Genomic DNA, 24,784 nt, shown 5'->3' on the forward strand with positions numbered 1-24,784 from the left:
TTTTTCCTGGCATTCGCTCGCAAACTTAGACCGGAGCCGAAAATTTCCTCTGCCGACCAAATAGTTTTATAATGAAACAACTAACCTGGAGGCTTTCGTGAAACGTACCCGTCTGGAAAACAGCTGCTGTCCTGTCGCCCGCTCCCTCGACGTTATCGGCGACTGGTGGTCGCTGCTTATCGTCCGTGATGCCCTCCGCGGGGTACGCCGTTTTAGCGAATTCCAGAAAAACCTCGGCATTGCCAAAAATATGCTCGCCGGGCGGCTGAAAATGCTGGTGGATGAAGGCATCCTGCATTTGCAGCCGGCCTCCGACGGCAGCGCCTGGCAGGAGTATGTCCTGACGGATAAGGGCCGCGCCCTGCAGACCGTGCTGGTCGCCCTCTCCCAGTGGGCGGACGACTATCTGTTCGACCCGGACGAACCGGCGACGCGGCTCATTGACCGCCAGCAGCGTCAGCCCCTGCGTAAGCTGGTGCTGCAGGCGGCCGATGGCCGTGAGCTGTCCCCAGCGGATATCACCATCGCCCTCCCGCTGAACGACTAATCGCTCCCTGCGGCAGGCAGAAATAAAAAAAGCCCGGCAAAATGGTTGCATTATTAAACCAGATATCTCATGCTGAATTTGGTTTAATAATGCAACCTTTTAAGAGGCAATACTCATGTCCCAGTCATCGCACACTGCTTTTATCACCGGCGCTTCCTCAGGTATCGGCGCGATCTATGCCGAACGACTTGCCGCCCGCGGCTACGATCTGATCCTCGCCGCCCGTCGTGAAGATCGGCTGCAGGCGCTCGCCGGGCAACTGCAGGCGCGCTACGCCATCCGGGCCAGCATCCTCAAGGCCGACCTGAGCGAGGAGCAAGGCATTGAAGCCGTAGAGCAGCGTCTGCAGCAGGATCCCGCCGTTGACCTGTTCATCAACAACGCCGGAACGGCAAAAATGGCGGGCTTTCTCGCCAGCACGTCGCGCGAGCACCAGGCGATTCATACGCTCAACACCACCGCGCTTCTGCGCCTGAGCTATGCCGCACTGGCCGCTTTCGCTCCCCGGGGCCGCGGAACGCTGATCAATATTGCCTCTATTCTTGCGCTGCATACGCTGCCGGGCAGCGCGGTCTACAGTGCCAGCAAAGCCTGGGTGTTGAGCTTTACCCGTGGCCTGCAGGATGAGTTCGCCGACAGCGGCGTGCGTATTCAGGCGGTATTGCCGGCGGCGACCGCCACCGATCTGTGGCCGACCTCCGGCGTGGCGCTCGACGCCCTGCCCACCGGTACGGTAATGACCACCGAGGATCTGGTTGACGCCGCTCTCAGGGGACTCGAAATGGGGGAAAAGGTCACCTTACCGCCGGTGCATGATCTGGGACTGTGGGAGGCTTTCGAGCAGACGCGACTGGCGCTGTTTACCAGCGCGCGAACCGGGCAACCGGCGCCGCGGTATCGCTAATTCGCCCCGGCGGCGGGCATTATTCCGGCAGCGGAACCGCCGCCAGGGTACAGATCGCCTCGTGCTCCCCGCCGCGGCGATCGGTGATCACTACCTTATCGCCCGCTTTTTTGCCTTCACAGGGTTTCAGGACCTGCTCCACGATCCGCTCGCGGCTCGCCTGACGTTCATTTTCAGCCTGACTGGCGAAGGCCGTCAGCGCCAGCGCCACGCCCAGCAGGCTGAGGGTTGTCTTATACATGTCTTACTCTCAGATCATTCTTATTCGCGGTCAGCGTAACCCGTTGCTGGCCGCACTTCTGTAAAATCACTTAACGGAGTGTTACGCCATTTCAGCTGAAAGCCAGGCTGTCACATTCCTGCGGGAAATATTTTATCACAACCCCGACAGCAGTTATTCTCGCGATGAGGCGTCATCTTTCAGACATATCCCGATGTTATCTTCACACAGAGCCCTGTATCTTTTTCCCTTTCTAAACAGAATATTAGGTTGGTCTATGTCGGGTCTTATTCTCTTTATCGTCGCGGTGGCGCTGCTGGGCGTCGCCATCTACAGCCTGGTGTCGTACCTCAAAGAGCGGCGCGCCAGTCAGTTACCTGTCCATAAAAAGAAGAAATAATACCTTCCGTTCTCCGCCGTTTTCTGCTGATTTCTTTACCATCCTGTACTGTCCCTTACCGAACCAAAAACAAAGGCAGGCCTGCGGGCCTGCCTTCGTTCGGTTTCAGCGTCAGGTTCTAGGACTCCCAGGCCTGCTCCGCCTTGGCGGCATCGAACTGCGGCGGCGGTTTACGGAAGCGTCGGGTCAGATAAGCCAGATACAGCAGACCAAGCGCCGCCCACACCAGGCCGAGCGTCAGGGAAGTGGCCTCGAGGTTGATCCACAGCACCCCTACCGTCAACGCCCCGACCATCGGCAGCAGCAGATAGTGCAGTCGATCCTTCCAGGTTTTGTTGTACCCCTTGCGCCGCCAGAAGTGGTTGAACACCGACAGGTTAACGAAGGTGAAGGCCACCAGCGCGCCGAAGTTAATTAACGCGGTGGCGGTCACCAGGTCGAAGAACAGCGCCGACAGCGCGACGATACCCACCATAATCACGTTCAACGCCGGGGTGCGCCATTTCGGATGCACATAGCCGAAAATGCGCTCCGGGAAGACGTTATCGCGACCCATCACGTACAGCAGACGGGAGACGCTGGCATGGGACGCCAGGCCGGACGCCAGGGTGTTAACAAAGGTGGTGCAGAGGAATATTGACTGGAACAGCTTGCCGCCCACGTACAGCGCAATCTCCGGCAGCGCGGCGTCCGGGTCTTTAAAGCGATGAATATCCGGGAAAAACAGCTGCATAAAGAACGACGCAACGATGAAAATAATGCCGCCGTACATCGCGGTGAGAAAAATCGCCTTCGGGATCACCCGCGCGGCGTCAGGCGTCTCTTCCGACAGTGTGGTCACGGCGTCGAAGCCGAGAAACGAGAAGCAGACAATGGTCGCCCCGGTAATAATCGGGATCAGATGCGCATTCTGACTGATAAACGGCTGCAGCGACCAGACGGTCCCTACCCCCTCGCCTTTGTGCAGCCCCTGAACCACCAGAATGACGAATACCACCATAATCGAGATCTGCACCAGCACGAACAGGGTGTTGAAGTTCGCCACCAGATTAACGCTTTTCAGGTTTGCGGCGGTCAGAATGGCGACAAAGGTCACCACCCACACCCATGGCGGCACCTCAGGGAACAGCGCCGAGAGATAGATCTTCGCCAACAGGACGTTGATCATCGGCAGGAACAGATAATCCAGTAGCGAGGACCAGCCGACCATAAAGCCGACGTGCGGACTGATGGATTTTTGCGCGTAGGTGTAGGCGGAGCCGGCTTCCGGGAACTGGCGCACCAGTTTGCCGTAGCTGATGGCGGTGAACAGCACGCCAGCCAGCGCCAGCAAATAAGACGCCGGGACGTGGCCGTTGCTGATACCGGAGACGATGCCGAAGGTATCAAACACCGTCATCGGCGTCAGATAGGCCAGCCCCATCATCACCACTTGCCAGAGTTTGAGGGATTTACGCAGACGCGGTCTGCCCGCCTGAGCGGCGTTATGCGCAGGAAGATTAATAGCCATCGCCCATTCCCCCCTTGCGGATAACAGTTTGCGGACACAACGTTCGCGTAACAAACCTGCTTAGCAAGGGGATAAGGCATAAATAAAAGGGTAAGACGGACCGGTGAGCGGTTGCTGGCTGGCATCCAATGCGGCCTGAGCGGCCTCCCTCTCCCTGCGGATATTTGAACATCTGCATCATCTCATTTCCTCGTCACACACTGTGTCGTTAACTGAAGCCCCGTTGCCGCCTGCGCTCCTTAACGCGACATCCGGGAAATGGCTGGGCTCCCAGCAAAAAGGACGACCAGGCTCCGCTCAGGCCGTATGATGCTACTCATGCGCCCCTTGCGGGGCGACCATCAGGCGTTTTTCAACATCCACTCAATTTCAGTTTCTGTGATAAGACGCTCAAACTGCAGTAATTCATCATGCTTGCAGGCATGGAAAACGTGGCAGAAACGCTCGCCGAGGCGCTCACGCAGGTGATCGTTCTGCATAAACTCCCACAGCGCATCGCTCTGGCGGATCGGGAACGGCAGACCCTCTTGTTCCAGGCCGTTACCTTCCACCTCTTCCTGCAAAGGCAGTTGAGGGTTATCCAGCCCGTGCAGAATACCGGCGAAAATCGCCGCCATTACCAGATACGGGTTGGCGTCCGCCCCCGCCACGCGATACTCCACGCGGTGGTTCTGCCGCTCGCCGCACGGGATCCGCAGCGCCACGGTACGGTTGTTATGCCCCCAGGAAGCCTGCGTCGGGACATACATCCCCGGCTGGAAGCGGCGATACGAGTTCACGTTCGGCGCCAGCAGCGCCATCGAGGCCGGCATCAGATCGATCATCCCGGCCAGCGCGCGTTTAAGCAGCGCGGAGTCTTCCCCGTCGCCGTCCACCAGCACGTTTTCCCCTTTATTGTTCAGCATGCTGATGTGGATATGCATTCCGCTGCCCGCATGCTCTTCATAAGGCTTAGCCATAAAAGTGGCGTGCATCTTATGCTTCTCCGCCATTAAACGCACGAGACGTTTTAACGCCAGCGCATCATCGCAGGCGTCCAGCACGTTATCGGTATGGTGGAGGTTGATTTCAAACTGGCCCGGCGAGGCTTCGGCCACCGCGCCGTCGGCGGGGATCAGCTGCAGTTTCGCCAGCTCGTCGATGTCGTTGAGCACGTCGGCAAAGTGGTTCAGGTTATCGACCGAGTAGACCTGGCTTTGGGTGTTGCGATCGTCGGTGCCCGGCGCGCACGGCGGCTGCAGGTAGCCTTCGGCATCGCGTTTGCGGTCCAGTAAATAGAACTCCAGCTCTACCGCTACCACGGGGAACAGCCCGCGCTGGCGCAACTGCTGCCAGAGGCGGTTGAGTACGTTCCGCGGCTCAACGTCAAAGGGAGCGCCATCTTCATCAACCATGGTCAGCTGTACCTGGGCTATCGACTGCGGATCGGCCGCTGAAGGCGTTAAGGTGCCGGGCACCGGAATGCAGCTGCGATCCGGCTCGCCCATCTCCTGGCCCAGACCGGCCTCTTCCACGACGTTGCCGAGAATATCCATCGCAAACACCGAGGCCGGGAAATAACAGCCTTTCTCCAGCTTGCTCAGGCCGGCAACCGGGATGCGCTTGCCGCGGAAGCAGCCGTTCAGGTCAGTGAGGAGGACATCGACATATTGGGTATCAGGGTAGGTTTCGAGGTAGCGCTTCACTTCTTTCGCGAACGCGCTGACCCGTCTCTCTTCCGTTTGCTGAACAAAATTCTCAACTTCTACGATATTGGTTTCCATGATTCACCGCCGTTGGTTTGGTTTCGGTCCTGCACTCAGACCGTTAAATATAATGTCCACCCCATCGACTGTGTATGCAAATAAATTGTTTGTCAAATGTTAAATTAAGTTTGCAAAGGGCTATTTCCACTGCTAGATTGAGAAAATATTGAACGATATGGCCGTTAAACCCGCTATAGCGGTCATAATTTAGTCCACTTTGTGAGGGCGATCATGGAAAATATAATGTACAAGCCAGTTATTGGCGTCGTGATGTGTAGAAACAGGCTTAAGGGTCACCAGACCCAGACCTTGCAAGAAAAGTACCTGAATGCAATTGTTAACGCCGGCGGACTGCCGATCGCCCTGCCACATGCGCTGGCTGAGCCGGATCTGCTGAACGCGTTAGTCGATAAACTGGATGGGATATACCTGCCAGGCAGCCCCAGTAACGTGCAGCCGCACCTTTATGGTGAAAACGGCGATGAGCCTGACGCCGACCCCGGGCGTGATCTTCTGAGCATGGCGCTGATTAACGCCGCACTCGAAAGGCGCATCCCCATTTTCGCCATCTGTCGTGGACTGCAGGAACTGGTTGTCGCCACCGGTGGGACTCTGTATCGTCGTCTGTTCGAGCAGCCTGAGCTGCTGGAGCATCGCGAAGATCCTGAACTGCCCGTCGAGCAGCAGTATGCGCCGTCCCATCAGGTTGAGGTTCAGGAAGGAGGATTGCTGTCGCAATTGATACCGGGCTGCAACACGTTTTGGGTAAACTCGCTACATGGGCAAGGGGCAAAAACCCTCAGTCCGCAGCTGCGCGTGGAGGCGCGAGCGCCGGATGGACTGGTGGAAGCGGTCAGCGTGAACGATCACCCTTTCGCGCTGGGCGTACAGTGGCATCCTGAATGGAACAGTAGCGAATACGCCCTGTCGCGTATGTTGTTTGATGGTTTTATCACCGCCTGTCAGGGCCATCATGCTGAAAAGCGGCGGCGCTGACCACTACCGTTAAGGAAATGCAAATATGAGCGATGACGGACTGGCGCCAGGGAAACGTCTGTCAGAGATCCGCCAACAGCTGGGTCTTTCGCAGCGTCGTGCCGCCGAACTGTCTGGGTTAACACATAGTGCCATCAGCACCATAGAGCAGGACAAAGTCAGTCCTGCCATCAGTACGCTGCAAAAGCTGCTGAAAGTCTATGGGCTGTCGCTCTCGGAATTCTTTTCTGAACCCGAAAAGCCGGACGAACCCCAGGTGGTCATTAATCAGGATGACCTTATCGAAATGGGCAGTCAGGGCGTTTCCATGAAGCTGGTTCATAACGGAAATCCGAACCGTACGCTGGCGATGATTTTTGAAACTTACCAGCCTGGAACCACGACCGGGGAGAGGATTAAGCATCAGGGTGAGGAGATAGGCACCATACTGGAGGGTGAGATTGTGCTGACGATTAACGGTCAGTCGTACCACCTGGTGGCTGGACAGAGCTATGCCATTAATACCGGCATCCCGCACAGCTTCAGCAACACCTCGGCAGGCATCTGCCGCATCATCAGTGCCCACACCCCCACCACATTCTGAATATTTAGCCTGAACGAGCTTCAGGCTTTCTTCAGACCTGCGGCGGCGGAAATTTTATTTTCGTCGCCGCGAAAAACTCGCAGTCATAACGTTGGTGCCGGAAGGGAATCTTATTTTCTGCTGGCCCTGAAATAATTAACGCCGTGAATGGCGACTCACCCCTGAATTATTCGGCATGCAGACAACCTGTCGAAATTTAGGGTGATAAAACGGTATTCAACTCCGGGGATACACTATGCTCTGCGCCTGGCGCAGCGCCCCCGTGCAGCCTGAAAACGCCGATGTGATTAATTTGCCGATAATGTTTTTTAAGGAGTCATGATGAATTTTCAGCACCTGGCTTACTGGCAGGAAAAAGCGAAAAGCCTGGCCATTGAAACACGATTATTTATTAACGGCGAATATTGCGCCGCGGTCGATAATACCACCTTTGAAACCATTGACCCTGCCGCGCAGCACACGTTAGCCCATGTCGCTCGCGGCAAAAAAGCGGACGTTGAGCTGGCGGTGAAGGCCGCGCGTCGGGTCTTTGATAACGGCGACTGGTCACAGGCCACCCCCACACAGCGTAAAGCGGTTCTCACACGCTTTGCCGACCTGATGGAGGCCCACTGCGAAGAGCTGGCGCTGCTGGAAACGCTGGATACCGGCAAGCCGATTCGCCACAGCCTGCGCGACGATATTCCCGGCGCCGCCCGCGCCATCCGCTGGTATGCCGAAGCGCTGGATAAAGTCTATGGCGAAGTGGCTCCTACCGGCAGCAACGAACTGGCGATGATCGTCCGCGAACCGATTGGCGTCATCGCCGCGGTGGTGCCGTGGAACTTCCCGCTGCTGCTGGCCTGCTGGAAGCTCGGCCCGGCGCTGGCGGCGGGCAACAGCGTGATCCTTAAGCCCTCGGAAAAATCGCCGCTCACCGCGCTGCGCCTCGCCGGGCTGGCGAAAGAGGCGGGCCTGCCGGACGGCGTGCTGAACGTGGTCAGCGGCTTTGGTCACGAAGCCGGACAGGCGCTGGCCCTGCATCCAGACGTGGAGGTCCTTACCTTTACCGGCTCCACCCGCACCGGCAAGCAGCTGCTGAAAGACGCCGGCGACAGCAATATGAAGCGCGTGTGGCTGGAAGCGGGCGGCAAGAGCGCCAACATCGTCTTCGCCGACTGCCCTGATCTGCAAAAAGCGGTCAGCGCCACCGCCGGCGGCATCTTCTACAACCAGGGGCAGGTGTGCATCGCCGGCACTCGCCTGCTGCTGGAGGAGAGCATCGCCGACGAGTTCCTGGCACGACTGAAAACCGAAGCGCAACACTGGCAGCCGGGCAACCCGCTCGACCCAAACACCACCATGGGCATGCTGATTGACAACACCCATGCCGACAGCGTGCACAGTTTTATTCGCGGCGGCGAAAGCAAAAGCATGCTGTTCCTCGACGGGCGGAAAAATCCGTGGCCTGCCGCCGTCGGCCCGACCATTTTTGTTGACGTCGACCCGGCCTCCACCCTCAGCCGGGAAGAGATCTTCGGCCCGGTGCTGGTGGTGACTCGCTTCAAAAGCGAAGACGAGGCGCTGCGGCTTGCCAACGACAGCGACTACGGCCTCGGCGCTGCGGTATGGACCCGCGATCTCTCACGCGCCCACCGCATGAGCCGCCGCCTGAAGGCCGGTTCGGTCTTCGTCAACAACTATAACGATGGTGATATGACCGTCCCCTTCGGCGGTTACAAACAGAGCGGCAACGGACGCGATAAGTCGCTGCACGCGCTGGAAAAATTCACCGAACTGAAAACCATCTGGATTGCCCTGGAGTCTTAATCATGACCGAACATACCACCAGCTATTACGCCGCCAGCGCCAACAAATATGAACCCTTTCCGACGCTGGACGAATCGATAAGCTGCGACGTCTGCGTCGTCGGCGGCGGCTACACCGGACTCTCGTCTGCCCTGCATCTGGCCGAAATGGGCTACGACGTGGTGGTGCTGGAAGGGGCGCGCATCGGCTTCGGCGCCAGCGGCCGCAATGGCGGTCAGCTGGTTAACTCCTACAGCCGCGATATCGACGTGATTGAAAAAAACTACGGCCCGGATGCCGCTAAAATGCTCGGCAGCATGATGTTCGAAGGCGGCGATATTATTCGCGAACGTATCCAGCGCTACCAGATCCAGTGCGATTATCGCCCGGGCGGCCTGTTCGTGGCGATGAATCACAAACAGCTGGAGACGCTGGAAGAACAGAAAGCCAACTGGGAGCGCTACGGCAACACGCAGCTGGAGCTGCTGGACAGAGAGGCGATTCGTCGCGAAGTGGACAGCGACCGCTACGTCGGCGCCCTGCTCGACCACAGCGGCGGCCATATTCATCCGCTCAACCTCGCCATCGGCGAAGCGGACGCCATTCGCCTGAACGGCGGCCGGGTCTATGAGCAGTCGCCGGTCACCCGCATTCAGCACTCCACTCCGGCAGTGGTCAGCACCGCCCGCGGCCAGGTCACTGCCCGCTATGTGATCGTCGCCGGCAACGCCTATCTCGGCGACAAACTGGAGCCGGAGCTGGCGAAGCGCAGCATGCCTTGCGGCACCCAGGTGGTCACCACCGCTCCGCTGTCGGAGGAGGTCGCTCGCTCGCTGATCCCGAAAAACTACTGTGTGGAAGACTGTAACTATCTGTTGGATTACTACCGCCTCACCGGCGACAACCGCCTGCTGTATGGCGGCGGCGTGGTCTACGGCGCCCGCGACCCGGACGATGTGGAACGGCTGATTATGCCGAAGCTGCTGAAAACCTTCCCGCAGCTGAAAGGGGTGAAAATCGACTACCGCTGGACCGGCAACTTCCTGTTGACCCTCTCAAGGATGCCGCAGTTTGGTCGCCTCGATACCAACATCTACTACATGCAGGGCTACAGCGGGCATGGGGTCACCTGTACCCACCTCGCCGGACGGTTGATTTCGGAACTGCTGCGCGGTGACGCTGAGCGTTTCGACGCCTTTGCCAAACTGCCGCACTACCCGTTCCCGGGCGGCCGCAGCCTGCGCATTCCCTTCACCGCCATGGGCGCCGCCTACTACAGTCTGCGCGACCGCCTGGGGGTTTAATCGCCTCTGCCGACGGCGCTGGCCGTCGGCTCATGCTGCGGATAGTGCTGCTGAAAGTAGTGGCGCAGAAACTCCACAGTGGTGCGAATTTTAGCCGACGTCGCCAGCCGGGAAACATAGACTGCCCAGACGTTGGCAGGCTGAAAGAATTCCGGCAGCACATGCACCAGATGGCCGCTGGCGATATTCTCCCGGACGTCCCACCATGAACGTAACGCAATTCCTTGCCCGTCCAGACACCACTGATGCACAATTTCACCATGGTTTGACGACAGCGGCCCGGTCACCTTGATCGCATGCTGCCCCTCTTTGCTGTGCAACTGCCAGATGCCAAACGGATGATCGCGTTCTTTAATCACCAGGCAGGGTAAGGCGGCCAGATCGCTCAGCTGTTTCGGCGGTGGATGGCGGGCAAGGAATTGCGGCGAGGCGCAGAGCACGCGGTGGTTGGCCGCCAGCTGGCGGGCAATCAGATTCGGCGCGATATCATCGCCCACACGAATATCGAGATCCACCCCTTCATTGACTAAATCCACCAGCCGGTCCTGGACATCGAAACGCAGTTCCAGCTGCGGGTACTGAAGGGCCAGCGCCGACAGCGCCGGGGCCACCACCCGGCGACCAAAGCCGAAGCTACTGATAATACGCAGCGTTCCCTGCGGCACCTGGCGCACGTCGGAAAGCTCGTCCATCATCTCATCGACATCCTGCAGAATGCGCTGCGCCCATTCGTAGATCCGCTCCCCCTCCTCGGTAATGGTGACCCGGCGGGTGGTCCGGTGCAACAACACCACATTCAGGGTTTGCTCCAGCAGCGAAACCCGCTTGCTGATGAACGCCGGTGATACGCCAAGCTCTTCGGCGGCGGCGGCGAACCCGGCCCGGCGAGCGACCAGCATAAAGACGCGTAAATCATTTAGCAGCGGCAGATTATTCATGATCTGTGTTTTATGTTTCACCAGTTAGCGTGATTAATTATGAACCAGTCAATTATAGGATAAGCAGGTGGTCAAACATCATCGCTAAAAAGTGAGAACCGGAATGAAAAAAACCTATCGTATTGCCGCCATCCCGGGTGACGGAATTGGCAAAGAAGTTCTGCCTGAAGGGATTCGCGTGCTGCAAGCCGCCGCACAGCGGTGGGACCTGGCGCTGAGCTTCGAGCAGATGGAGTGGGCAAGCTGCGAATATTATGCCCATCATGGCAAGATGATGCCGGACGACTGGCGCGAGCAGCTGCAGGGCTTCGATGCCATCTACTTCGGCGCCGTCGGCTGGCCGGATACCGTTCCCGACCACATTTCGCTGTGGGGGTCGCTGCTGAAGTTCCGCCGTGAGTTTGACCAATACGTCAACCTGCGTCCGGTGCGTCTGTTCCCCGGCGTCCCCTGCCCGCTGGCGGGCAAAAAGGCCGGCGATATCGATTTTTACGTGGTGCGCGAAAATACCGAAGGCGAATATTCCGCCCTCGGCGGGCGCGCCAATGAAGGCACCGAGCATGAAGTGGTGATTCAGGAGTCGGTCTTTACCCGCCGCGGCGTGGACCGGATCCTGCGCTACGCCTTCGAACTGGCGCAAAGCCGCCCACGCAAAACGCTGACCTCCGCAACCAAATCCAACGGTCTGGCGATCAGCATGCCCTACTGGGATGAGCGGGTGGAAGAGATGGCCAAAAACTATCCGGATATTCGCTGGGACAAGCAGCATATCGATATCCTGTGCGCCCGCTTCGTGCTGCAGCCGGAGCGTTTTGACGTGGTCGTCGGCTCCAATCTGTTCGGTGATATTCTCTCCGATCTCGGCCCGGCTTGTACCGGCACCATCGGTATTGCGCCATCGGCGAATCTCAACCCGGAGCGCACCTTCCCGTCGCTGTTCGAACCGGTTCACGGGTCGGCGCCGGATATCTATGGTAAAAATATCGCCAACCCGATCGCCACCGTGTGGGCCGGGGCGATGATGCTCGATTTCCTCGGCAACGACGATGAGCGCTATCACGCCGCGCACAACGGCATTCTGGCGGCGATTGAGCAGGTGATTGCCAGCGGGCCGAAAACCCCGGATATGAAAGGCAGCGCGTCAACGCAGCAGGTCAGCGACGCTATCTGCCAGGCCATTTTGTCTTAACCCTGTCGGCCGCTCCCGTGAGCCACCTGTAGCCGGGTCAGCCGCAGCCGCCACCCGGCAACACCACGGGTACCATGCCTGATATCTTGCCCGGCGGCGCTGCGCTTGCGCGGGCCTAAACGCCAGCCGGACGGTTCCCTCTCCCTCCGGGAGAGGGCCAGGGTGAGGGGAAGCACTGCAGTGTGGTTGTTTATGTTATCGGTGGCTTCAGCGTAGTTTGCGCTCCCGGTTAATCGTCTGCGCTATGTCATTCATGGCGCAGGGAGCGCACAGGGGGCGGCCCGTCGCCGCCGCCCCCTGTACCCCCGGGCTCCGGCCAGCAAAATCGCCGCTGCGCGGTCCCTTCGACTTATCCCTGCAGGCTTCGGGTCGGGCCGAGGCAGCGTCCCTGCAAAACACGGCCCTCAGCCCGCATCCATGCGGGCTGCCCCGGCCTTCCGGGAACGTCTCAGCGATTTTGAGGCCGCCAGCACCGGCAGTTTCAGCAACAATGGTGAATAAATTAACGGCAGGCCGCACGAACCCCTGGCCGGGTAAGGCGACAGCCGCCACCCGGCAAGAATACAGGTACCGTGCCTGATATCTTGCCCGGCGGCGCTGCGCTTGCGCGGGCCGACAGACAGTCAGAGCCGGATAATCGGTTTGCCACGGTTTCGCCCCGGAAAAACGGCTGTTCTGCGTTATTTCCGGGCAGATGGCGCTCCCGGTTAATCTTCTGCGTTATGTCTGGCATAGCGCAGTGAGCGCACAGGGGGCGGCCCGTCGCCACCTTCCCCTTTACCCTCGCGCTCCGGTCAGCGACGCTGGCCGGATAACCGATCACAGCTCCAGCTCACGGCGCAGCAGTTGCGCGATATCTTCGCGGCTCTGCGCGGAGACCAGAGCTTGACGGAACTCCGCGTGCATAATGCGTCGCGCCAGGCGTGAGAAGATGCGCATATGCTGGTCGCCCGCCGAGTGCTTGTTTAGCGTCAGCATAATCACAAACTGCGCCTCTTCATCGCCCCACATCACCGGCTGCGCCAGCCGGGCGACGCTGATGGTCGACTGCTCAATATGCTCGGATTTACTGTGCGGTATGGCGAAGCTAAAGCCAAGCCCGGTGGAGAACACCGCCTCACGGGCCCACAGGTCAGCCTCCAGCTTGCGTGGGTAGCGGCAGCGACCGGCCAGCAGCAGGTTATCCGTCATCCCCTTCAGCACTTCTTCCTTACTACGCCAGTCGCTGTTGAGCGTAATGCACTCGGCGCTCACCAGCGGCACCTCCTGCTGGCGCATACGGAACTGGGCCAGCAGATGCTCCACCTCCAGCGAGGTACGGCACTGCATCGCCTGATTCAGCAGCTGACGGCAGGCGCGGCTGTCCAGCTGCGCCAGACGTGCTTTGGTCGCCGGGATCGCCGGCGCGCTCATACTCAGTTCATCCAGGCCGAGGCCGACCAGCAGCGGCAGCACCGAACCTTTGGCCCCCAGCTCGCCGCACAAGCCAATCCATTTCCCCTGCCGGTGCGCCGCCTGCACGGCATAGTCCAGCGCACGCAGGAAGGCCGGGTTGAGACTGTTGTAATGGCGCGTCACTTTCGCGTTATCGCGGTCGACCGCCAGCAGATACTGCGTTAAGTCATTGCTGCCGATGCTAAAGAAGTCCACCTCTTCGCAGCACTGATCGATGATGAACATCACCGACGGCACCTCCAGCATGATGCCCAGCGGGATTTTTTCATCAAACGGGATCTGTTCAACGCGCAGCGACTGTTTGGCCTCCGCCAGCCGCTCTTTCACCCACAGGATCTCTTCCATGGAGGAAATCATCGGGATCATGATCTTCAGCGCGCCGTGCGCCGAGGCGCGTAGAATCGCCCGCAGCTGAGTATGAAACAGCGCCTGGTACTCTTCATAGATGCGCACCGCGCGGTAGCCGAGGAAGGGGTTATTTTCCGCAGGAATGTTGAGATAGGCCACCGGCTTATCACCGCCGATATCCATAGTCCGCACAATAATGCTGCGCCCGGCGGCAGGCTCCAGCGCCTGACAGAAGATGTTGTAAAGCTCATCTTCCGATGGCGCGCCGGGCCGGTCCATATACAGCATCTCTGTGCGGAACAGGCCAACCGACTGCGCACCATTGTTGAATGCCGCCACCGCCTCTACCGAATGGGCGATGTTCGCCGCGATCTCGACGCGGATACCGTCTTCCGTCTGCCCTGGCTTATCCAGCCATACCTGCTGCTGTTGCTGGATCTGCGCCTGAACCCACGCCTCCTGCTGATAGTAGCGCGCCACCGCCGGACTCGGATCCACCACCAGCAGTCCGGCGGTGCCGTCGATCTGCACCTGGGTACCCTCCCACGGCAACAGTGCGTCGAGGTCAACCCCCACCAGGGTCGGAATATTGAACGAGCGGGCGAGGATCACGGTGTGCGACGTGGTGCCGCCGCCGCGCAGCAGCAGCCCTTTGAGATGCGCTTTATCCAGTTCGAGAAACTGGCTGGGGGTCAGCTCGTCGGCAAGGCAAATGGTGGCCTCCCGCAGCTGGCCCGGGGGCGGAAAGCGGGCTTCGCCATAGATATGTTGCAACAGCTGGAAGCAGACATCGCGCACATCGAGCACCCGCTCCTGTAGATAAGTGTTGCCGGAGTCGCGGAACCGTGCGCAGAAGTGGTCGCTGGTGGCGACAATCGCCTGCGCGCAGCTGAGGCCGGTAAGAATGCCGTCGAGCAGGTGCTGGCGCAGCGAGGCATCCGTCGCCAGCGAGCGGTGGGCATCGAGGATTGCGCTGGCGGTGCCGTCGTTGTCCAGCAGCCGCAGCTCAATATCTTTTACCAGCAGGCGCAGGCCATTATCCAGCGCCGCCTGCTCCTGTTCAGGAGCGACGGCGCCCGGCAGTTCCCCCAGCTCATGCAGATCGCGGGATTTCAGGTGTATTAGCCTGCCCCCCGCGCTGCCGGCGCACACCGGGCGGGCATGAAACAGCGTCGGGTTCAGCCGCGAGAGCGACGCAGGCACCGGCTGGATCTCCAGCGCATGCGCAGCGGGCAGCGGCGCGTCGCACTGCGGGAATTCATTTTCGATAAAGGCGCTTAAGGCGGCGAACGCGTCGGCTTCATCTTCGCCATGAATGACCAGCTGGCAGGCGTCGCCCTTCAGGGTATTGCTGCCGATGATCGCCAGCGCGCTCTTGGCATTTCCGCTGGTCTCGCGGCGCAGATTGCGCCACTCAATCGCCGATGAAAAACGGTTACACAGCGTTTCGACCAGACTGGCCGGACGCGCATGCACGCCGTTTGGCAAATCACATGTAAATTCAATGACCAGAGCCATCGTCTTCCTCCTGAGCAATCCATTATTTACCCAAAAGGTAATGAATGAAGGGGCCGGGGACTAGGTGATAAAACTGGCAATTACTGGACTATTGTACACACGATACTTTTTTATGCCCGCCATCACAATTCCATCCATTTAGCGCCCATCCTTCCTGCCATCACTAAGATTTGAGGTGGATCGCAATTCCTTTCTAACCTTACAAATGTCCAGTAAATGCACTTTTTCTCTACTGTTTTATGCGGCGACCTTTTTCTAATGTTGAGCCATCAATACTGTCACGGGCCCTACAGCGCTCAGGAGCAAACAATGAACGAACTGGTGCAAATACTAAAAAATACCCGCCAGCATCTGATGACCGGCGTGTCACACATGATCCCCTTTGTGGTCTCCGGTGGGATCCTGCTGGCGGTGTCCGTCATGTTGTATGGCAAAGGCGCAGTTCCCGATGCCGCCACCGATCCCAACCTGAAGAAGCTGTTTGACATCGGCGTCGCCGGGCTAACGCTGATGGTCCCTTTTCTCGCCGCCTACATCGGGTACTCCATCGCTGACCGCGCCGCGCTGGCGCCCTGCGCCATCGGCGCCTGGGTGGGCAACAGCTTCGGCGCCGGCTTCTTCGGCGCGCTGATCGCCGGCATGATCGGCGGCCTGGTGGTCTACTACCTGAAAAAAATACCGGTCCACAAGGTGCTGCGCTCGGTGATGCCGATTTTCATTATTCCCATCATCGGCACCTTTATTACTGCCGGGATCATGATGTGGGGGCTCGGCGAACCGGTGGGCGCGCTAACCGCTAACCTGACCGGCTGGCTGCAGGGTATGCGTGAAGGCAGCATCGTGGTGCTGGCCATCATTATGGGCCTGATGCTGGCCTTTGATATGGGCGGCCCGGTGAACAAAGTGGCCTACGCCTTCATGTTGATCTGCGTCTCGCAGGGGGTCTACAGCGTGGTGGCTATCGCCGCCGTCGGCATCGCCGTGCCGCCGCTGGGGATGGGGTTGGCGACGCTGATCGGCCGTAAATATTTCACCGCCGAAGAGCGGGAAACCGGCAAAGCGGCGCTGGTGATGGGCTGCGTCGGGGTCACTGAAGGGGCGATTCCCTTTGCCGCTGCCGACCCGCTGCGCGTTATTCCGGCCAATATGATTGGCGCTGCCAGCGGCTGCGTCACCGCGGCGCTGTTGGGGGCCCAGTGTTACGCCGGCTGGGGCGGGCTCATCGTGCTGCCGGTGGTCCAGGGCAAACTCGGCTTTATCGCCGCGCTGTTGGTCGGTGCCTGCGTCAGCGCCGCCTGCGTCATTGTGCTGAAAGCGCTGGCTAAAAAGAAATCGTCTGACGCTAAAGCCGACGACGAATTAGATCTTGATTTCGAAATTAACTAACAGACTGGAAGGAACAGATTATGACCCACATTATCGCTGTCACCGCCTGCCCGTCGGGCGTGGCTCACACCTACATGGCCGCCGAGTCGCTGGAAAGCGCCGCCCAAGCCAAAGGCTGGCAGGTTAAAGTCGAAACCCAGGGCTCAATCGGCATTGAAAACGAACTGACCGCCGAAGAGATCGCCGCCGCCGATATGGTCATCCTGACCAAAGATATCGGTATCAAATTCGAAGAGCGTTTTGCCGGGAAAACTATCGTGCGCGTCAATATCAGCGATGCAGTCAAGCGCGCCGACGCCATCATGAACAAGATAGACAGCCATCTTTCTCAGCGTACCTGAAGCCTTACAAGGGGCGCCCTCGCGCCCTTCGCCACCACATGGAGTTTGTCATGACGAATCGTACTCAACGCCTGAAAGCCAGCCTGTTCGCCCAGCCGCGCGAAATCTCCCTGGAGCGCGCTCTGCTGTATACCGCCAGTCATCAGCAAACGGAGGGCGAACCGGTGATTATTCGCCGGGCGAAGGCCACCGCCTGGATCCTCGATAAGGTAGACATTTCGATTCGTGATGATGAACTGATTGCCGGCAACCGGACCATCAAACCGCGGGCAGGCATTATGTCGCCGGAGATGGATCCCTACTGGCTGCTCAACGAACTCGACGCCTTTCCGACCCGGCCGCAGGACCGCTTCGCGATAAGCGAAGAAGATAAGCAAATATACCGCGAAACGCTGTTCCCCTACTGGGAAAAGCGCTCAATGAAGGATTTTATCAACGGCCAGATGACCGACGAGGTCAAGGCCGCCGTCAGCACCCAGATATTCAGCGTGAACCAGACCGATAAGGGCCAGGGCCATATCATCATCGACTATCCGCGTCTGCTCAATCATGGCCTCGGGGCGCTGGTGGCGGAGCTAAAAGCCCACTGCGAGCAGCAACCCGGGAACCACTTTTATCAGGCGGTGCTGATCCTGCTGGAAGCCTCCCGGCGCCATATTCTGCGCTACGCCGCGCTGGCCGAGGAGATGGCTGGGCACTGTCAGGACCCGCAGCGTCAGCAGGAGCTGTTAACCATCGCCGCTATTTCGCGCCACAACGCGGAGCACCGGCCAACGGACTTCCCCCAGGCCTGCCAGCTGTTCTGGTATATAAACATCATTCTGCAGTACGAATCCAACGCCAGCTCAATTTCACTGGGGCGTTTTGATCAGTATATGCTGCCGTTTTATCAGGCGTCGCTGAATCAGGGTCAGGATCCGGCGTATCTCAGGGAGCTCCTGGAGTCGCTGTGGGTGAAATGCAACGATATCGTGCTGCTGCGCTCCTCGAGCAGCGCGCGCTATTTCGCTGGTTTTCCCACCGGCTACACCGCTCTGCTCGGCGGACTGACGGAAACCGGACGCAGCGCGGTCAACGCGCTGTCGTTTTTATGCCTCGATGCCTATCAGAACGTGCAATTGCCGCAGCCGAATCTTGGCGTGCGGGTCAACGAGCTGATTGACCGCCCGTTCCTGCGTAAAACCGCTGAAACCATCCGCCTGGGCACCGGCATTCCACAGATTTTCAACGACGAGGTGGTGGTCCCCGCCTTCCTCAATCGCGGCGTGTCGCTGGAAGACGCCCGCGACTACGCGGTGGTCGGCTGCGTCGAGTTGTCGATCCCTGGCCGCACCTACGGCCTGCATGATATCGCCATGTTCAACTTGCTGAAGGTTATGGAACTGGTCCTGCAGGAAAATGAAGGGCAACCGGAGGTCAGCTGGGAAGGACTTATCAGTCAGATCCGTGACAAAATTCGTTATTACATCAAGCTGATGGTCGAGGGCAGCAATATCTGCGATATCGGCCATCGCGACTGGGCGCCGGTCCCCCTGCTCTCCTCGTTCATTGAAGATTGCGTCCGGCACGGCAAAGATATCACCGCCGGCGGCGCGCGCTATAACTTTTCCGGCGTCCAGGGCATCGGGATCGCCAACCTGAGCGATTCACTGCACGCCCTGAAGGGGATGGTTTTCGATCAGCAGCGTCTCAGTTTTGACCAACTGATGGCGGTCCTGAAAGCCAACTTCCGCACGCCGGAGGGAGAAAAGATCCGCGCCCGGTTGATTAACCGTTTTGAGAAGTACGGTAACGACATCGACGAAGTCGATAATATTAGCGCCGATCTGCTGCGCTTTTACTGCAAAGAGGTGGAGCAGTACCTGAACCCGCGCGGCGGCCATTTTACTCCCGGCTCCTATACCGTCTCGGCGCATGTGCCGCTGGGCTCGGTGGTGGGGGCTACCCCGGACGGGCGGCTGGCCGGCGAACAACTGGCGGACGGCGGCCTGTCGCCGATGGTCGGCCAGGATGCTCAGGGGCCGACGGCGGTGCTGAAATCGGTCAGCAAGCTGGATAACTATCTACTGTCGAACGGTACGCTGCTTAACGTCAAATTCACCCCGGCAACGCTGGCCGGCGACGGCGGGCTGAACAAGCTGGCAGACTTTTTACAGGCTTTCTGCAAGCTCAAGCTGCAGCATATTCAGTTTAACGTGGTCAATGCCGACACCCTGCGTGAAGCGCAGCAGCGGCCGCAGGACTTTGCCGGCCTGGTGGTGCGCGTCGCGGGCTACAGCGCCTTCTTTGTTGAGCTGTCGAAGGAGATTCAGGATGACATCATCCGCCGCACCGCGCATCAGCTGTGAGGTGATGGAGACGCGCGCCGATCGGGCGCGTATTTTTAACCTGCAGCGCTACTCGCTCAACGATGGCCAGGGGATCCGCACGGTGGTCTTTTTCAAAGGCTGCCCCCACACCTGCCCGTGGTGCGCCAACCCGGAGTCAATGTCGCCGAAGATCCAGACCCTGCGCCGGCAGAGCAAATGTCTGGGCTGCGCCCGCTGTCTGCAGGACGTCGCCGAGTGTCCCTCCGGGGCATGGGAGCAGATCGGTCGCGACGTGACGCTGGAGAACCTCCTTCAGGAGGTGCTCAAAGATGAAGTCTTCTTCCGCGCCTCCGGCGGCGGTGTCACCCTCTCCGGCGGGGAGGTGCTCATGCAGGCCGGGTTTGCCGCCCGTTTTCTTCAGCGCCTGCGCCAGTGGGGGATCCGCACCGCCATCGAGACCGCCGGCGACGGCGCCTTTGACCGTTTGCTGCCGGTGGCTGAATCCAGCGACGAAGTGCTGTTTGATTTTAAAATCATGGATCCTGAGCTGGCGCGGTCGCTGCTGCGAATGAATCAGCCGCGGGTACTGGACAATTTTCGCCAGCTGGCGACAAGAAACATCAATCTGATCCCGCGGGTGCCGCTGATCCCGGGTTACACCATGAGCGTGGATAATTTTCGCCAGATACTGGCGTTTCTCGCGCCGTTCGCGCTAAAAGAAATGCACCTGTTGCCGTTTCATCAATATGGCGAGCCAAAATACCGTCTGCTGGGCAAACCCTGGACGCTGGCCAGCGTGAAAGCGCCTGGCGAAGCGGACATTCAACCTTATCGGATAATGGCCGAAGCGGCCGGATTCCACGTCACTATCGGCGGTTAACGCCAGGAGGATGTTATGGACTTCAATATTGTCGCCGTCACCGCCTGCGTCAGCGGGGTGGCGCACACCTATATGGCTGCCGAACGACTGGAAAAGGTCGGTCATCATGAAAAATGGCACCTGAAGGTGGAAACCCAGGGCGCGCTCGGCGTTGAAAATCGCATTACCGCAGAAGATATCGCCCGCGCCGAAGTGGTGCTGCTGGTGACGGATATCGAAATTGACGACGCCCAGCGCTTTAGCGGCCTGCGGACGATTAAAACCAGCATCAAGAGCTTCCTGCTGCAGCCGCAGCAGATCGTCGAGGCCGTGAAAAGCATCATGAAAAAGCCGGTCGTCTATGTAGAACTTCCCTGACCGGCGACGAGTCTTACTCTACATCCAGCAGCCACTTTTGCGCTGGCGTCAGGCGGCTTGCCGTTTCCGGCGTCAGCCAGCGCCGCTGGTCCTGCTGCGGCGTATCCGCGCGATCGATATATAACCCATGCAGCACGCGTCGTCGGCTACCCTCACGATTACGGGTACCGCCGTGCCAGGCGTGGGCGTTGTAGATCATCACGCTGCCGGCCGGCGCAGCAAACACAATCTCGTCTGGGTGGGCCTGTTCCGGGTCGTCCAAGACTTCTTCCGGCAACTCCGGCCGCAGGTGGGTTCCAGGGATAATCCGCGGCGCGCCGTTAGCGGCGCTTAAATCGTCTATCGCCCAGATGGTATTCACCAGGTGGACTTTGGGAAAATCCGGGCGCGGCTTTTTCCAGTCGGCGTGCAGCGGCTGGTGACCGCCGTTATACAGCGCCTCACGCGCATTAAGGCTGGAGACTTTAAAATCACCGTTGAAGATATAGCGGCAGGCGGAGAGGATCAGCGGGTGGGACCAGACTTTCTCCCAGATAACCCCCTTATTCACCAGGTTGGCGATCCGCGTCGCAGTCGCTTCCTGATGGTGTTCCATCGCCAGATTGTCGCCTTCACGCTCAACCAGGGTATCAATTAGCTGGCGCATTTCGCTCAGCCACTGGGCGTCAACGACGTTATGCACGACGGTGTAGCCGAGGGTGTCGAGTTCATGTTTCATTTGCGCACTAAGCGCCTGACTGGCGCCTAACGCATCGAGAAAACTAGCCGATGGTGAGTTCATTTTGCGTTCCTTTTTAACGTTCCGATAACACAAACAAACTCTACTGGTCCATCCGCGGCATGACAGGAGGCGAGCGCTACGAAAAACTGGACATACGTACGCGAGCCGCCGAAGTGTGATGGGCATCAACAATCTCCTCTCCGGCGATGCATGCGCGGCGCCTGGCAGGGAATTCGCTGCGCAAATTGACGAAACAAACGCTGTCTGGGGATAAAAAATAGATTACCATCAACAGGATAATGCGCATGCTGAGGGCAAAGAATGATTGAAGATCTGCCAGATATTCTGCATCGGTTAATCAGTCAAAAAGATCATTTACAGGTGAGATTTCCTGAGCCGGATATCTCCGTCCCTGCCCTCGCCCTCAACGTGCCGTTTCCGCGTCTGGAAATAGTGCTGGAGGGCCAGCTCAGTGAACAGGGGCTGCCACTGGCCGCCTCGACGTTAACCACTTTACAGGTGCTGTACGTGCAGGCGGGAAAATGGACGCTGCCGCAGTGGACCGGCCCGGCCACCACCCTGAGTATTCTGTTTGGTCGACAGAAGCTGGGGTTCAGTATTCAGCGCTGGGACGGGAAAAGCCTGCACACGGAAAAGCAAAGCGTTGCCCGCCTTGGACCGCGCGTGGGCTCTTACCTGTTGCTGAGCCTGAACGAAGTCAGCCTGCAGCCCGATCCGCTGACCGCGCGGTTGGTGGTCGCCGCGCTGCTGAGTCACTGTCGCGAACAGCTGGTTGGGCTGGAAATGCGCGTCAGTCGCAGCCGGGATCTGTTTCTCGCCGTTCAGGACTACCTCGAGGAAAATCTTAGCCTGCCGCTGACGCGGGAATCGGTGGCCAGACGTTTTCACATCACGCCCAACTATCTTTCGCATATTTTTCAGAAATCAGGCTCGGTGGGATTTAACGAATATCTGACCCGGGTGCGTCTGGAAAAGGCAAAACAGCTGCTGCGCGGCTACGACCTGAAGGTGAAAGAGATCGCCCATAACTGCGGCTTTGTCGACAGCAACTATTTTTGCCGGGTCTTCAAACGCTACACCGAGCGTTCGCCGTCAGAGTATCGGCGACACTGCCGCAGCGCGCAGCAGACCTAACCTGCCGTGTCGGAATATTACGCCCACTCCACGCGCCCACGCCCGTTGTGCTTGGCCTTGTACAGTGCCTCGTCGACTTTGCGGATAAACGTCTCCTGCGCTTCGCCCGGCCGCCAGGTTCCCACGCCAATGCTGATCGACAGCGGCGCCTGATGATTGATCAGGATGGTGCGGGCATTGTCGAGGATCGACTGCGCCAGGACGTGCAGCTCAGGCTCCGACAGGCCATCGACGATAATGGCAAACTCTTCCCCACCAATACGCGCCGGCAGGACCTGCTCGCTGGTCAGTTTCGCCAGCTGTTTCCCCAGGGAAAATAACACTTCATCCCCCACCAGGTGGCCCCAGGTATCATTGATTTTCTTGAAAAAATCGATATCCAGAATCATGAGCCCCAGCGCATGCCCGGACTTTTCGCGAATGGTATCGATGAAAAAACGGCGATTGGGCAACTGAGTGAGCTCGTCCTTCAGTGATTGCGAGCGCGCATCAACGTACAATAGGTTGATGCGCTCAATAATTTTGTAGACGCCCACCACGGTCAGCAGCATCCCGGAGAGGCGCAGCAGATCTTCGCAGTAATAACCCATCCAGCGCGGCTGAACCACTATCTCATCCATCACATCGAACGTGCCGCCAGCAATCCACAGCAGCAGCCCATAGCGCACCCAGTTGACGGCGATATGGCTCATCCGCACCTTTGCTGAGCTCCACAGCATAAACACCAGAAACAGCAGCGCCAGCAAATCGATATAGAGCCCGGGGTTGGCCAGGATCTCACGCCACGTGCCGATCGGCGGCGACACCAGCGCACAGCCGACAGCGACGGCGACGATGACCAGCAGCGCAGGCAGCAGCGTACCCCGCGCCAAAGCGGACGGAATGGAGCGATTCGCAGGAGTATGGCATTCAGGCATAACGATGTCTCACGGTAACAACAGGGCCGATCGCGGGACAGGATAGCAGTTAAGCGCAGCGGGACGAATGAAAAAGCGACGCGCCGACAAAACGGCGGTGAGGTAGACTGACCCCGCGGAATTGTTCCAACGTACTACCACTCCATGGCGACGAGGTCAGTGGCGCGGATACTATCGGCTAAATCCGTGAGTTGATTAGCTTTCCGTGCGGCGCCACCGTTATCCGGCGGCGCCTGCTCAGAGATTAGCCGCTGAACACGCGCGCCTTGCCGCTGACCGTCAGTCGCACCGTCGCGCCTGGCTGCCACGCCGGCTGGCTTACGGTTCGCAGGACAATCGGCCGATCGTGCCCGGACATCGACAGCGTCAGCGTGGAGAGCTGGCCGGAGAAATCAACATCGTGGATGGTGGCGGTACTTTCCTGTGGTCCGCTCACGCTGACGCTCAGTTGCTCCGGACGCAACATCACCTTACCTTCACCAGCAGGATGCGCTGCGTCTGTCGCCAGGTCGCCCAGCACGCAGCTGGCCCGCCCGGGGCTCAGCCGTGCGGGGAGGATCAGGGCATCGCCGAGAAACAGCGCCGTCTCTTCGTCCACCGGCTGCGAGTAAACCGCCAGCGGGGTACCCACCTGGGCGAAACGTCCCTGGCGCATCACCGCCACCTGTGTGGCGAACGACAGCGCTTCGGTCTGGTCATGAGTCACCAGAATCGAGGCGATGCCGGTCTCCGCCAGCAGATCGGCGGTCGCTTTGCGTGTGCTGGCGCGCAGCCCGGTGTCCAGGGCAGAAAAGGGCTCATCGAGCAGCATCAGCGCCGGCTGCTGGGCCAGGGCGCGAGCCAGGGCCACACGCTGCTGCTGGCCGCCGGAGATCTCATGCGGCCAGTGGCGCGCCAGGCTATGGTCAAGGGCGACCATCTCCATCAGTGCGCCCACCCGGCGACGTTTTTCCTCGCGGCTGGCGTCCAGCCCCCAGGCGATATTGTCCGCGACATTGAGGTGAGGAAATAGCGCCCCCTCCTGCGGAACGTAGCCGATCCGTCGCTGGTGGGCAGGAACAAACACGCCCTCGGCAAACAGAGGCGCGCCGTGCATCACGATGCGTCCGCTGTCGGGCGTTTCGAAACCGGCAAGGATGCGCAGCAGCGTGGTTTTTCCCGAACCCGACGGACCCACAATTGCCGTCCGGCTACCCGGAGCCACCTGAAGATGAATATTATCGAGGACCTGCGCATCGGCGAAGGATTTCGAAACAGAAGACAATTCCAGCAT

23 protein-coding genes are annotated in these 24,784 nt (G+C 59.2%); 14 read left to right on the plus strand and 9 right to left on the minus strand.

Features of this window, described 5'->3' with window-relative positions; translation table 11 throughout:
- Nucleotides 1-97 precede the first annotated feature (97 nt).
- Together ACQUTI_RS09065 and ACQUTI_RS09070 are read left to right on the plus strand one after the other, a co-directional pair.
- The gene (locus tag ACQUTI_RS09065) at nt 98-547 is read left to right on the plus strand and encodes a winged helix-turn-helix transcriptional regulator (RefSeq protein ID WP_004201482.1); all 450 of its coding nucleotides are present in this window, start codon (nt 98-100) and stop codon (nt 545-547) included.
- A gap of 115 nt (nt 548-662) precedes the next feature.
- Complete coding sequence (locus ACQUTI_RS09070) at nt 663-1,451, plus strand: SDR family NAD(P)-dependent oxidoreductase (RefSeq protein WP_004201480.1); 789 nt, start codon at nt 663-665, stop codon at nt 1,449-1,451.
- A gap of 19 nt (nt 1,452-1,470) precedes the next feature.
- On the opposite strand, the gene ACQUTI_RS09075 is transcribed toward ACQUTI_RS09070, so the two are convergent.
- Nucleotides 1,471-1,692, minus strand: a complete 222-nt coding sequence (locus ACQUTI_RS09075; protein ID WP_004201478.1) for a hypothetical protein — start codon at nt 1,690-1,692, stop codon at nt 1,471-1,473.
- Between the two features lie 256 nt (nt 1,693-1,948).
- Here ACQUTI_RS09075 and ACQUTI_RS09080 point away from each other — a divergent pair, with 256 nt between their 5' ends.
- The gene (locus ACQUTI_RS09080) at nt 1,949-2,071 is read left to right on the plus strand and encodes a small membrane protein (protein ID WP_002898600.1); all 123 of its coding nucleotides are present in this window, start codon (nt 1,949-1,951) and stop codon (nt 2,069-2,071) included.
- A 118-nt stretch (nt 2,072-2,189) separates the two neighbouring features.
- On the opposite strand, the gene ACQUTI_RS09085 is transcribed toward ACQUTI_RS09080, so the two are convergent.
- The 3 genes from ACQUTI_RS09085 to ACQUTI_RS09095 form a co-directional block, all read right to left on the minus strand.
- Complete coding sequence (locus ACQUTI_RS09085; protein WP_023289089.1) at nt 2,190-3,581, minus strand: APC family permease; 1,392 nt, start codon at nt 3,579-3,581, stop codon at nt 2,190-2,192.
- The gene (locus ACQUTI_RS09090) at nt 3,571-3,762 is read right to left on the minus strand and encodes a hypothetical protein (protein ID WP_049116019.1); all 192 of its coding nucleotides are present in this window, start codon (nt 3,760-3,762) and stop codon (nt 3,571-3,573) included. Before ACQUTI_RS09090 ends, ACQUTI_RS09085 begins: the two co-directional genes overlap by 11 nt.
- 160 nt (nt 3,763-3,922) lie before the next feature.
- Entirely contained in the window at nt 3,923-5,344 is a 1,422-nt protein-coding gene (locus tag ACQUTI_RS09095) for a glutamine synthetase family protein (RefSeq protein WP_002898595.1), read from the minus strand.
- Nucleotides 5,345-5,569: 225 nt separating this feature from the next.
- Between ACQUTI_RS09095 and puuD the strand changes: the two genes are divergently transcribed.
- The 4 genes from puuD to ACQUTI_RS09115 all read left to right on the plus strand — a co-directional run bounded on the left by puuD (nt 5,570) and on the right by ACQUTI_RS09115 (nt 9,997).
- Entirely contained in the window at nt 5,570-6,322 is a 753-nt protein-coding gene (gene puuD / locus ACQUTI_RS09100) for a gamma-glutamyl-gamma-aminobutyrate hydrolase (protein WP_025999163.1), read from the plus strand.
- 25 nt (nt 6,323-6,347) lie between these two features.
- A complete protein-coding gene (gene puuR, locus ACQUTI_RS09105; protein WP_002898590.1) occupies nt 6,348-6,905 on the plus strand; it encodes an HTH-type transcriptional regulator PuuR in 558 nt (185 codons plus the stop codon).
- A gap of 321 nt (nt 6,906-7,226) precedes the next feature.
- The gene (gene puuC / locus ACQUTI_RS09110) at nt 7,227-8,714 is read left to right on the plus strand and encodes an aldehyde dehydrogenase PuuC (RefSeq protein WP_428923245.1); all 1,488 of its coding nucleotides are present in this window, start codon (nt 7,227-7,229) and stop codon (nt 8,712-8,714) included.
- 2 nt (nt 8,715-8,716) lie between these two features.
- On the plus strand, nt 8,717-9,997 hold the full coding sequence (locus tag ACQUTI_RS09115; RefSeq protein ID WP_004201473.1) for an NAD(P)/FAD-dependent oxidoreductase: 1,281 nt from the start codon (nt 8,717-8,719) through the stop codon (nt 9,995-9,997).
- On the opposite strand, the gene ACQUTI_RS09120 is transcribed toward ACQUTI_RS09115, so the two are convergent.
- A complete protein-coding gene (locus tag ACQUTI_RS09120; RefSeq protein WP_162574830.1) occupies nt 9,994-10,956 on the minus strand; it encodes a LysR substrate-binding domain-containing protein in 963 nt (320 codons plus the stop codon). The genes ACQUTI_RS09115 and ACQUTI_RS09120 overlap by 4 nt on opposite strands.
- 82 nt (nt 10,957-11,038) lie before the next feature.
- Between ACQUTI_RS09120 and ACQUTI_RS09125 the strand changes: the two genes are divergently transcribed.
- Complete coding sequence (locus ACQUTI_RS09125) at nt 11,039-12,124, plus strand: tartrate dehydrogenase (protein ID WP_109938794.1); 1,086 nt, start codon at nt 11,039-11,041, stop codon at nt 12,122-12,124.
- 819 nt (nt 12,125-12,943) lie between these two features.
- Here ACQUTI_RS09125 and ptsP read toward each other — a convergent pair.
- Nucleotides 12,944-15,445, minus strand: a complete 2,502-nt coding sequence (gene ptsP / locus ACQUTI_RS09130; RefSeq protein WP_122543660.1) for a phosphoenolpyruvate--protein phosphotransferase — start codon at nt 15,443-15,445, stop codon at nt 12,944-12,946.
- Nucleotides 15,446-15,754: 309 nt separating this feature from the next.
- Here ptsP and ACQUTI_RS09135 point away from each other — a divergent pair, with 309 nt between their 5' ends.
- Genes ACQUTI_RS09135 through ACQUTI_RS09155 form a run of 5 tightly spaced genes read left to right on the plus strand, consistent with a single transcriptional unit; the run spans nt 15,755 to nt 20,718 of the window.
- On the plus strand, nt 15,755-16,831 hold the full coding sequence (locus tag ACQUTI_RS09135) for a PTS fructose transporter subunit EIIC (RefSeq protein WP_023317881.1): 1,077 nt from the start codon (nt 15,755-15,757) through the stop codon (nt 16,829-16,831).
- Between the two features lie 20 nt (nt 16,832-16,851).
- Nucleotides 16,852-17,172 (plus strand): PTS fructose-like transporter subunit IIB, encoded by a 321-nt coding sequence (locus ACQUTI_RS09140; protein WP_094311318.1) that lies wholly within the window; start codon nt 16,852-16,854, stop codon nt 17,170-17,172.
- A gap of 50 nt (nt 17,173-17,222) precedes the next feature.
- Nucleotides 17,223-19,520, plus strand: a complete 2,298-nt coding sequence (locus tag ACQUTI_RS09145; protein WP_080847095.1) for a formate C-acetyltransferase — start codon at nt 17,223-17,225, stop codon at nt 19,518-19,520.
- Nucleotides 19,486-20,361, plus strand: a complete 876-nt coding sequence (locus tag ACQUTI_RS09150) for a [formate-C-acetyltransferase]-activating enzyme (protein ID WP_004201461.1) — start codon at nt 19,486-19,488, stop codon at nt 20,359-20,361. Before ACQUTI_RS09145 ends, ACQUTI_RS09150 begins: the two co-directional genes overlap by 35 nt.
- A gap of 15 nt (nt 20,362-20,376) precedes the next feature.
- Complete coding sequence (locus ACQUTI_RS09155; RefSeq protein ID WP_004201460.1) at nt 20,377-20,718, plus strand: PTS fructose-like transporter subunit IIB; 342 nt, start codon at nt 20,377-20,379, stop codon at nt 20,716-20,718.
- 13 nt (nt 20,719-20,731) lie between these two features.
- Here the strand turns inward: ACQUTI_RS09155 and ACQUTI_RS09160 are convergent, their stop codons facing one another.
- Complete coding sequence (locus tag ACQUTI_RS09160; RefSeq protein ID WP_122543662.1) at nt 20,732-21,499, minus strand: phytanoyl-CoA dioxygenase family protein; 768 nt, start codon at nt 21,497-21,499, stop codon at nt 20,732-20,734.
- A 261-nt stretch (nt 21,500-21,760) separates the two neighbouring features.
- Here ACQUTI_RS09160 and ACQUTI_RS09165 point away from each other — a divergent pair, with 261 nt between their 5' ends.
- Nucleotides 21,761-22,594 (plus strand): helix-turn-helix transcriptional regulator, encoded by an 834-nt coding sequence (locus ACQUTI_RS09165; RefSeq protein WP_023317878.1) that lies wholly within the window; start codon nt 21,761-21,763, stop codon nt 22,592-22,594.
- 17 nt (nt 22,595-22,611) lie between these two features.
- Here the strand turns inward: ACQUTI_RS09165 and ACQUTI_RS09170 are convergent, their stop codons facing one another.
- Nucleotides 22,612-23,511 carry a GGDEF domain-containing protein gene (locus ACQUTI_RS09170; protein ID WP_049092229.1) on the minus strand — a complete coding sequence of 300 codons (900 nt, stop codon included), beginning with the start codon at nt 23,509-23,511 and terminating at the stop codon, nt 22,612-22,614.
- Between the two features lie 244 nt (nt 23,512-23,755).
- On the minus strand, nt 23,756-24,784 hold the full coding sequence (locus ACQUTI_RS09175) for an ABC transporter ATP-binding protein (RefSeq protein WP_100050812.1): 1,029 nt from the start codon (nt 24,782-24,784) through the stop codon (nt 23,756-23,758).

This window comes from Klebsiella sp. 7-CIP_Kleb., from assembly GCF_050378655.1.
GTDB classification, from domain to species: domain Bacteria; phylum Pseudomonadota; class Gammaproteobacteria; order Enterobacterales; family Enterobacteriaceae; genus Klebsiella; species Klebsiella quasipneumoniae.

Coding starts and splice junctions, on each gene's coding strand:
- ACQUTI_RS09070 (WP_004201480.1), top strand. CDS start 663: ATGTCCCAGTCATCGCACACTGCTTTTATCACCGGCGCTTCCTCAGGT.
- ACQUTI_RS09075 (WP_004201478.1), bottom strand. CDS start 1,692: ATGTATAAGACAACCCTCAGCCTGCTGGGCGTGGCGCTGGCGCTGACG.
- ACQUTI_RS09080 (WP_002898600.1), top strand. CDS start 1,949: ATGTCGGGTCTTATTCTCTTTATCGTCGCGGTGGCGCTGCTGGGCGTC.
- ACQUTI_RS09085 (WP_023289089.1), bottom strand. CDS start 3,581: ATGGCTATTAATCTTCCTGCGCATAACGCCGCTCAGGCGGGCAGACCG.
- ACQUTI_RS09090 (WP_049116019.1), bottom strand. CDS start 3,762: ATGATGCAGATGTTCAAATATCCGCAGGGAGAGGGAGGCCGCTCAGGC.
- ACQUTI_RS09095 (WP_002898595.1), bottom strand. CDS start 5,344: ATGGAAACCAATATCGTAGAAGTTGAGAATTTTGTTCAGCAAACGGAA.
- puuD (WP_025999163.1), top strand. CDS start 5,570: ATGTACAAGCCAGTTATTGGCGTCGTGATGTGTAGAAACAGGCTTAAG.
- puuR (WP_002898590.1), top strand. CDS start 6,348: ATGAGCGATGACGGACTGGCGCCAGGGAAACGTCTGTCAGAGATCCGC.
- puuC (WP_428923245.1), top strand. CDS start 7,227: ATGAATTTTCAGCACCTGGCTTACTGGCAGGAAAAAGCGAAAAGCCTG.
- ACQUTI_RS09115 (WP_004201473.1), top strand. CDS start 8,717: ATGACCGAACATACCACCAGCTATTACGCCGCCAGCGCCAACAAATAT.
- ACQUTI_RS09125 (WP_109938794.1), top strand. CDS start 11,039: ATGAAAAAAACCTATCGTATTGCCGCCATCCCGGGTGACGGAATTGGC.
- ptsP (WP_122543660.1), bottom strand. CDS start 15,445: ATGGCTCTGGTCATTGAATTTACATGTGATTTGCCAAACGGCGTGCAT.
- ACQUTI_RS09135 (WP_023317881.1), top strand. CDS start 15,755: ATGAACGAACTGGTGCAAATACTAAAAAATACCCGCCAGCATCTGATG.
- ACQUTI_RS09140 (WP_094311318.1), top strand. CDS start 16,852: ATGACCCACATTATCGCTGTCACCGCCTGCCCGTCGGGCGTGGCTCAC.
- ACQUTI_RS09145 (WP_080847095.1), top strand. CDS start 17,223: ATGACGAATCGTACTCAACGCCTGAAAGCCAGCCTGTTCGCCCAGCCG.
- ACQUTI_RS09150 (WP_004201461.1), top strand. CDS start 19,486: ATGACATCATCCGCCGCACCGCGCATCAGCTGTGAGGTGATGGAGACG.
- ACQUTI_RS09155 (WP_004201460.1), top strand. CDS start 20,377: ATGGACTTCAATATTGTCGCCGTCACCGCCTGCGTCAGCGGGGTGGCG.
- ACQUTI_RS09160 (WP_122543662.1), bottom strand. CDS start 21,499: ATGAACTCACCATCGGCTAGTTTTCTCGATGCGTTAGGCGCCAGTCAG.
- ACQUTI_RS09165 (WP_023317878.1), top strand. CDS start 21,761: ATGATTGAAGATCTGCCAGATATTCTGCATCGGTTAATCAGTCAAAAA.
- ACQUTI_RS09170 (WP_049092229.1), bottom strand. CDS start 23,511: ATGCCTGAATGCCATACTCCTGCGAATCGCTCCATTCCGTCCGCTTTG.
- ACQUTI_RS09175 (WP_100050812.1), bottom strand. CDS start 24,784: ATGCTGGAATTGTCTTCTGTTTCGAAATCCTTCGCCGATGCGCAGGTC.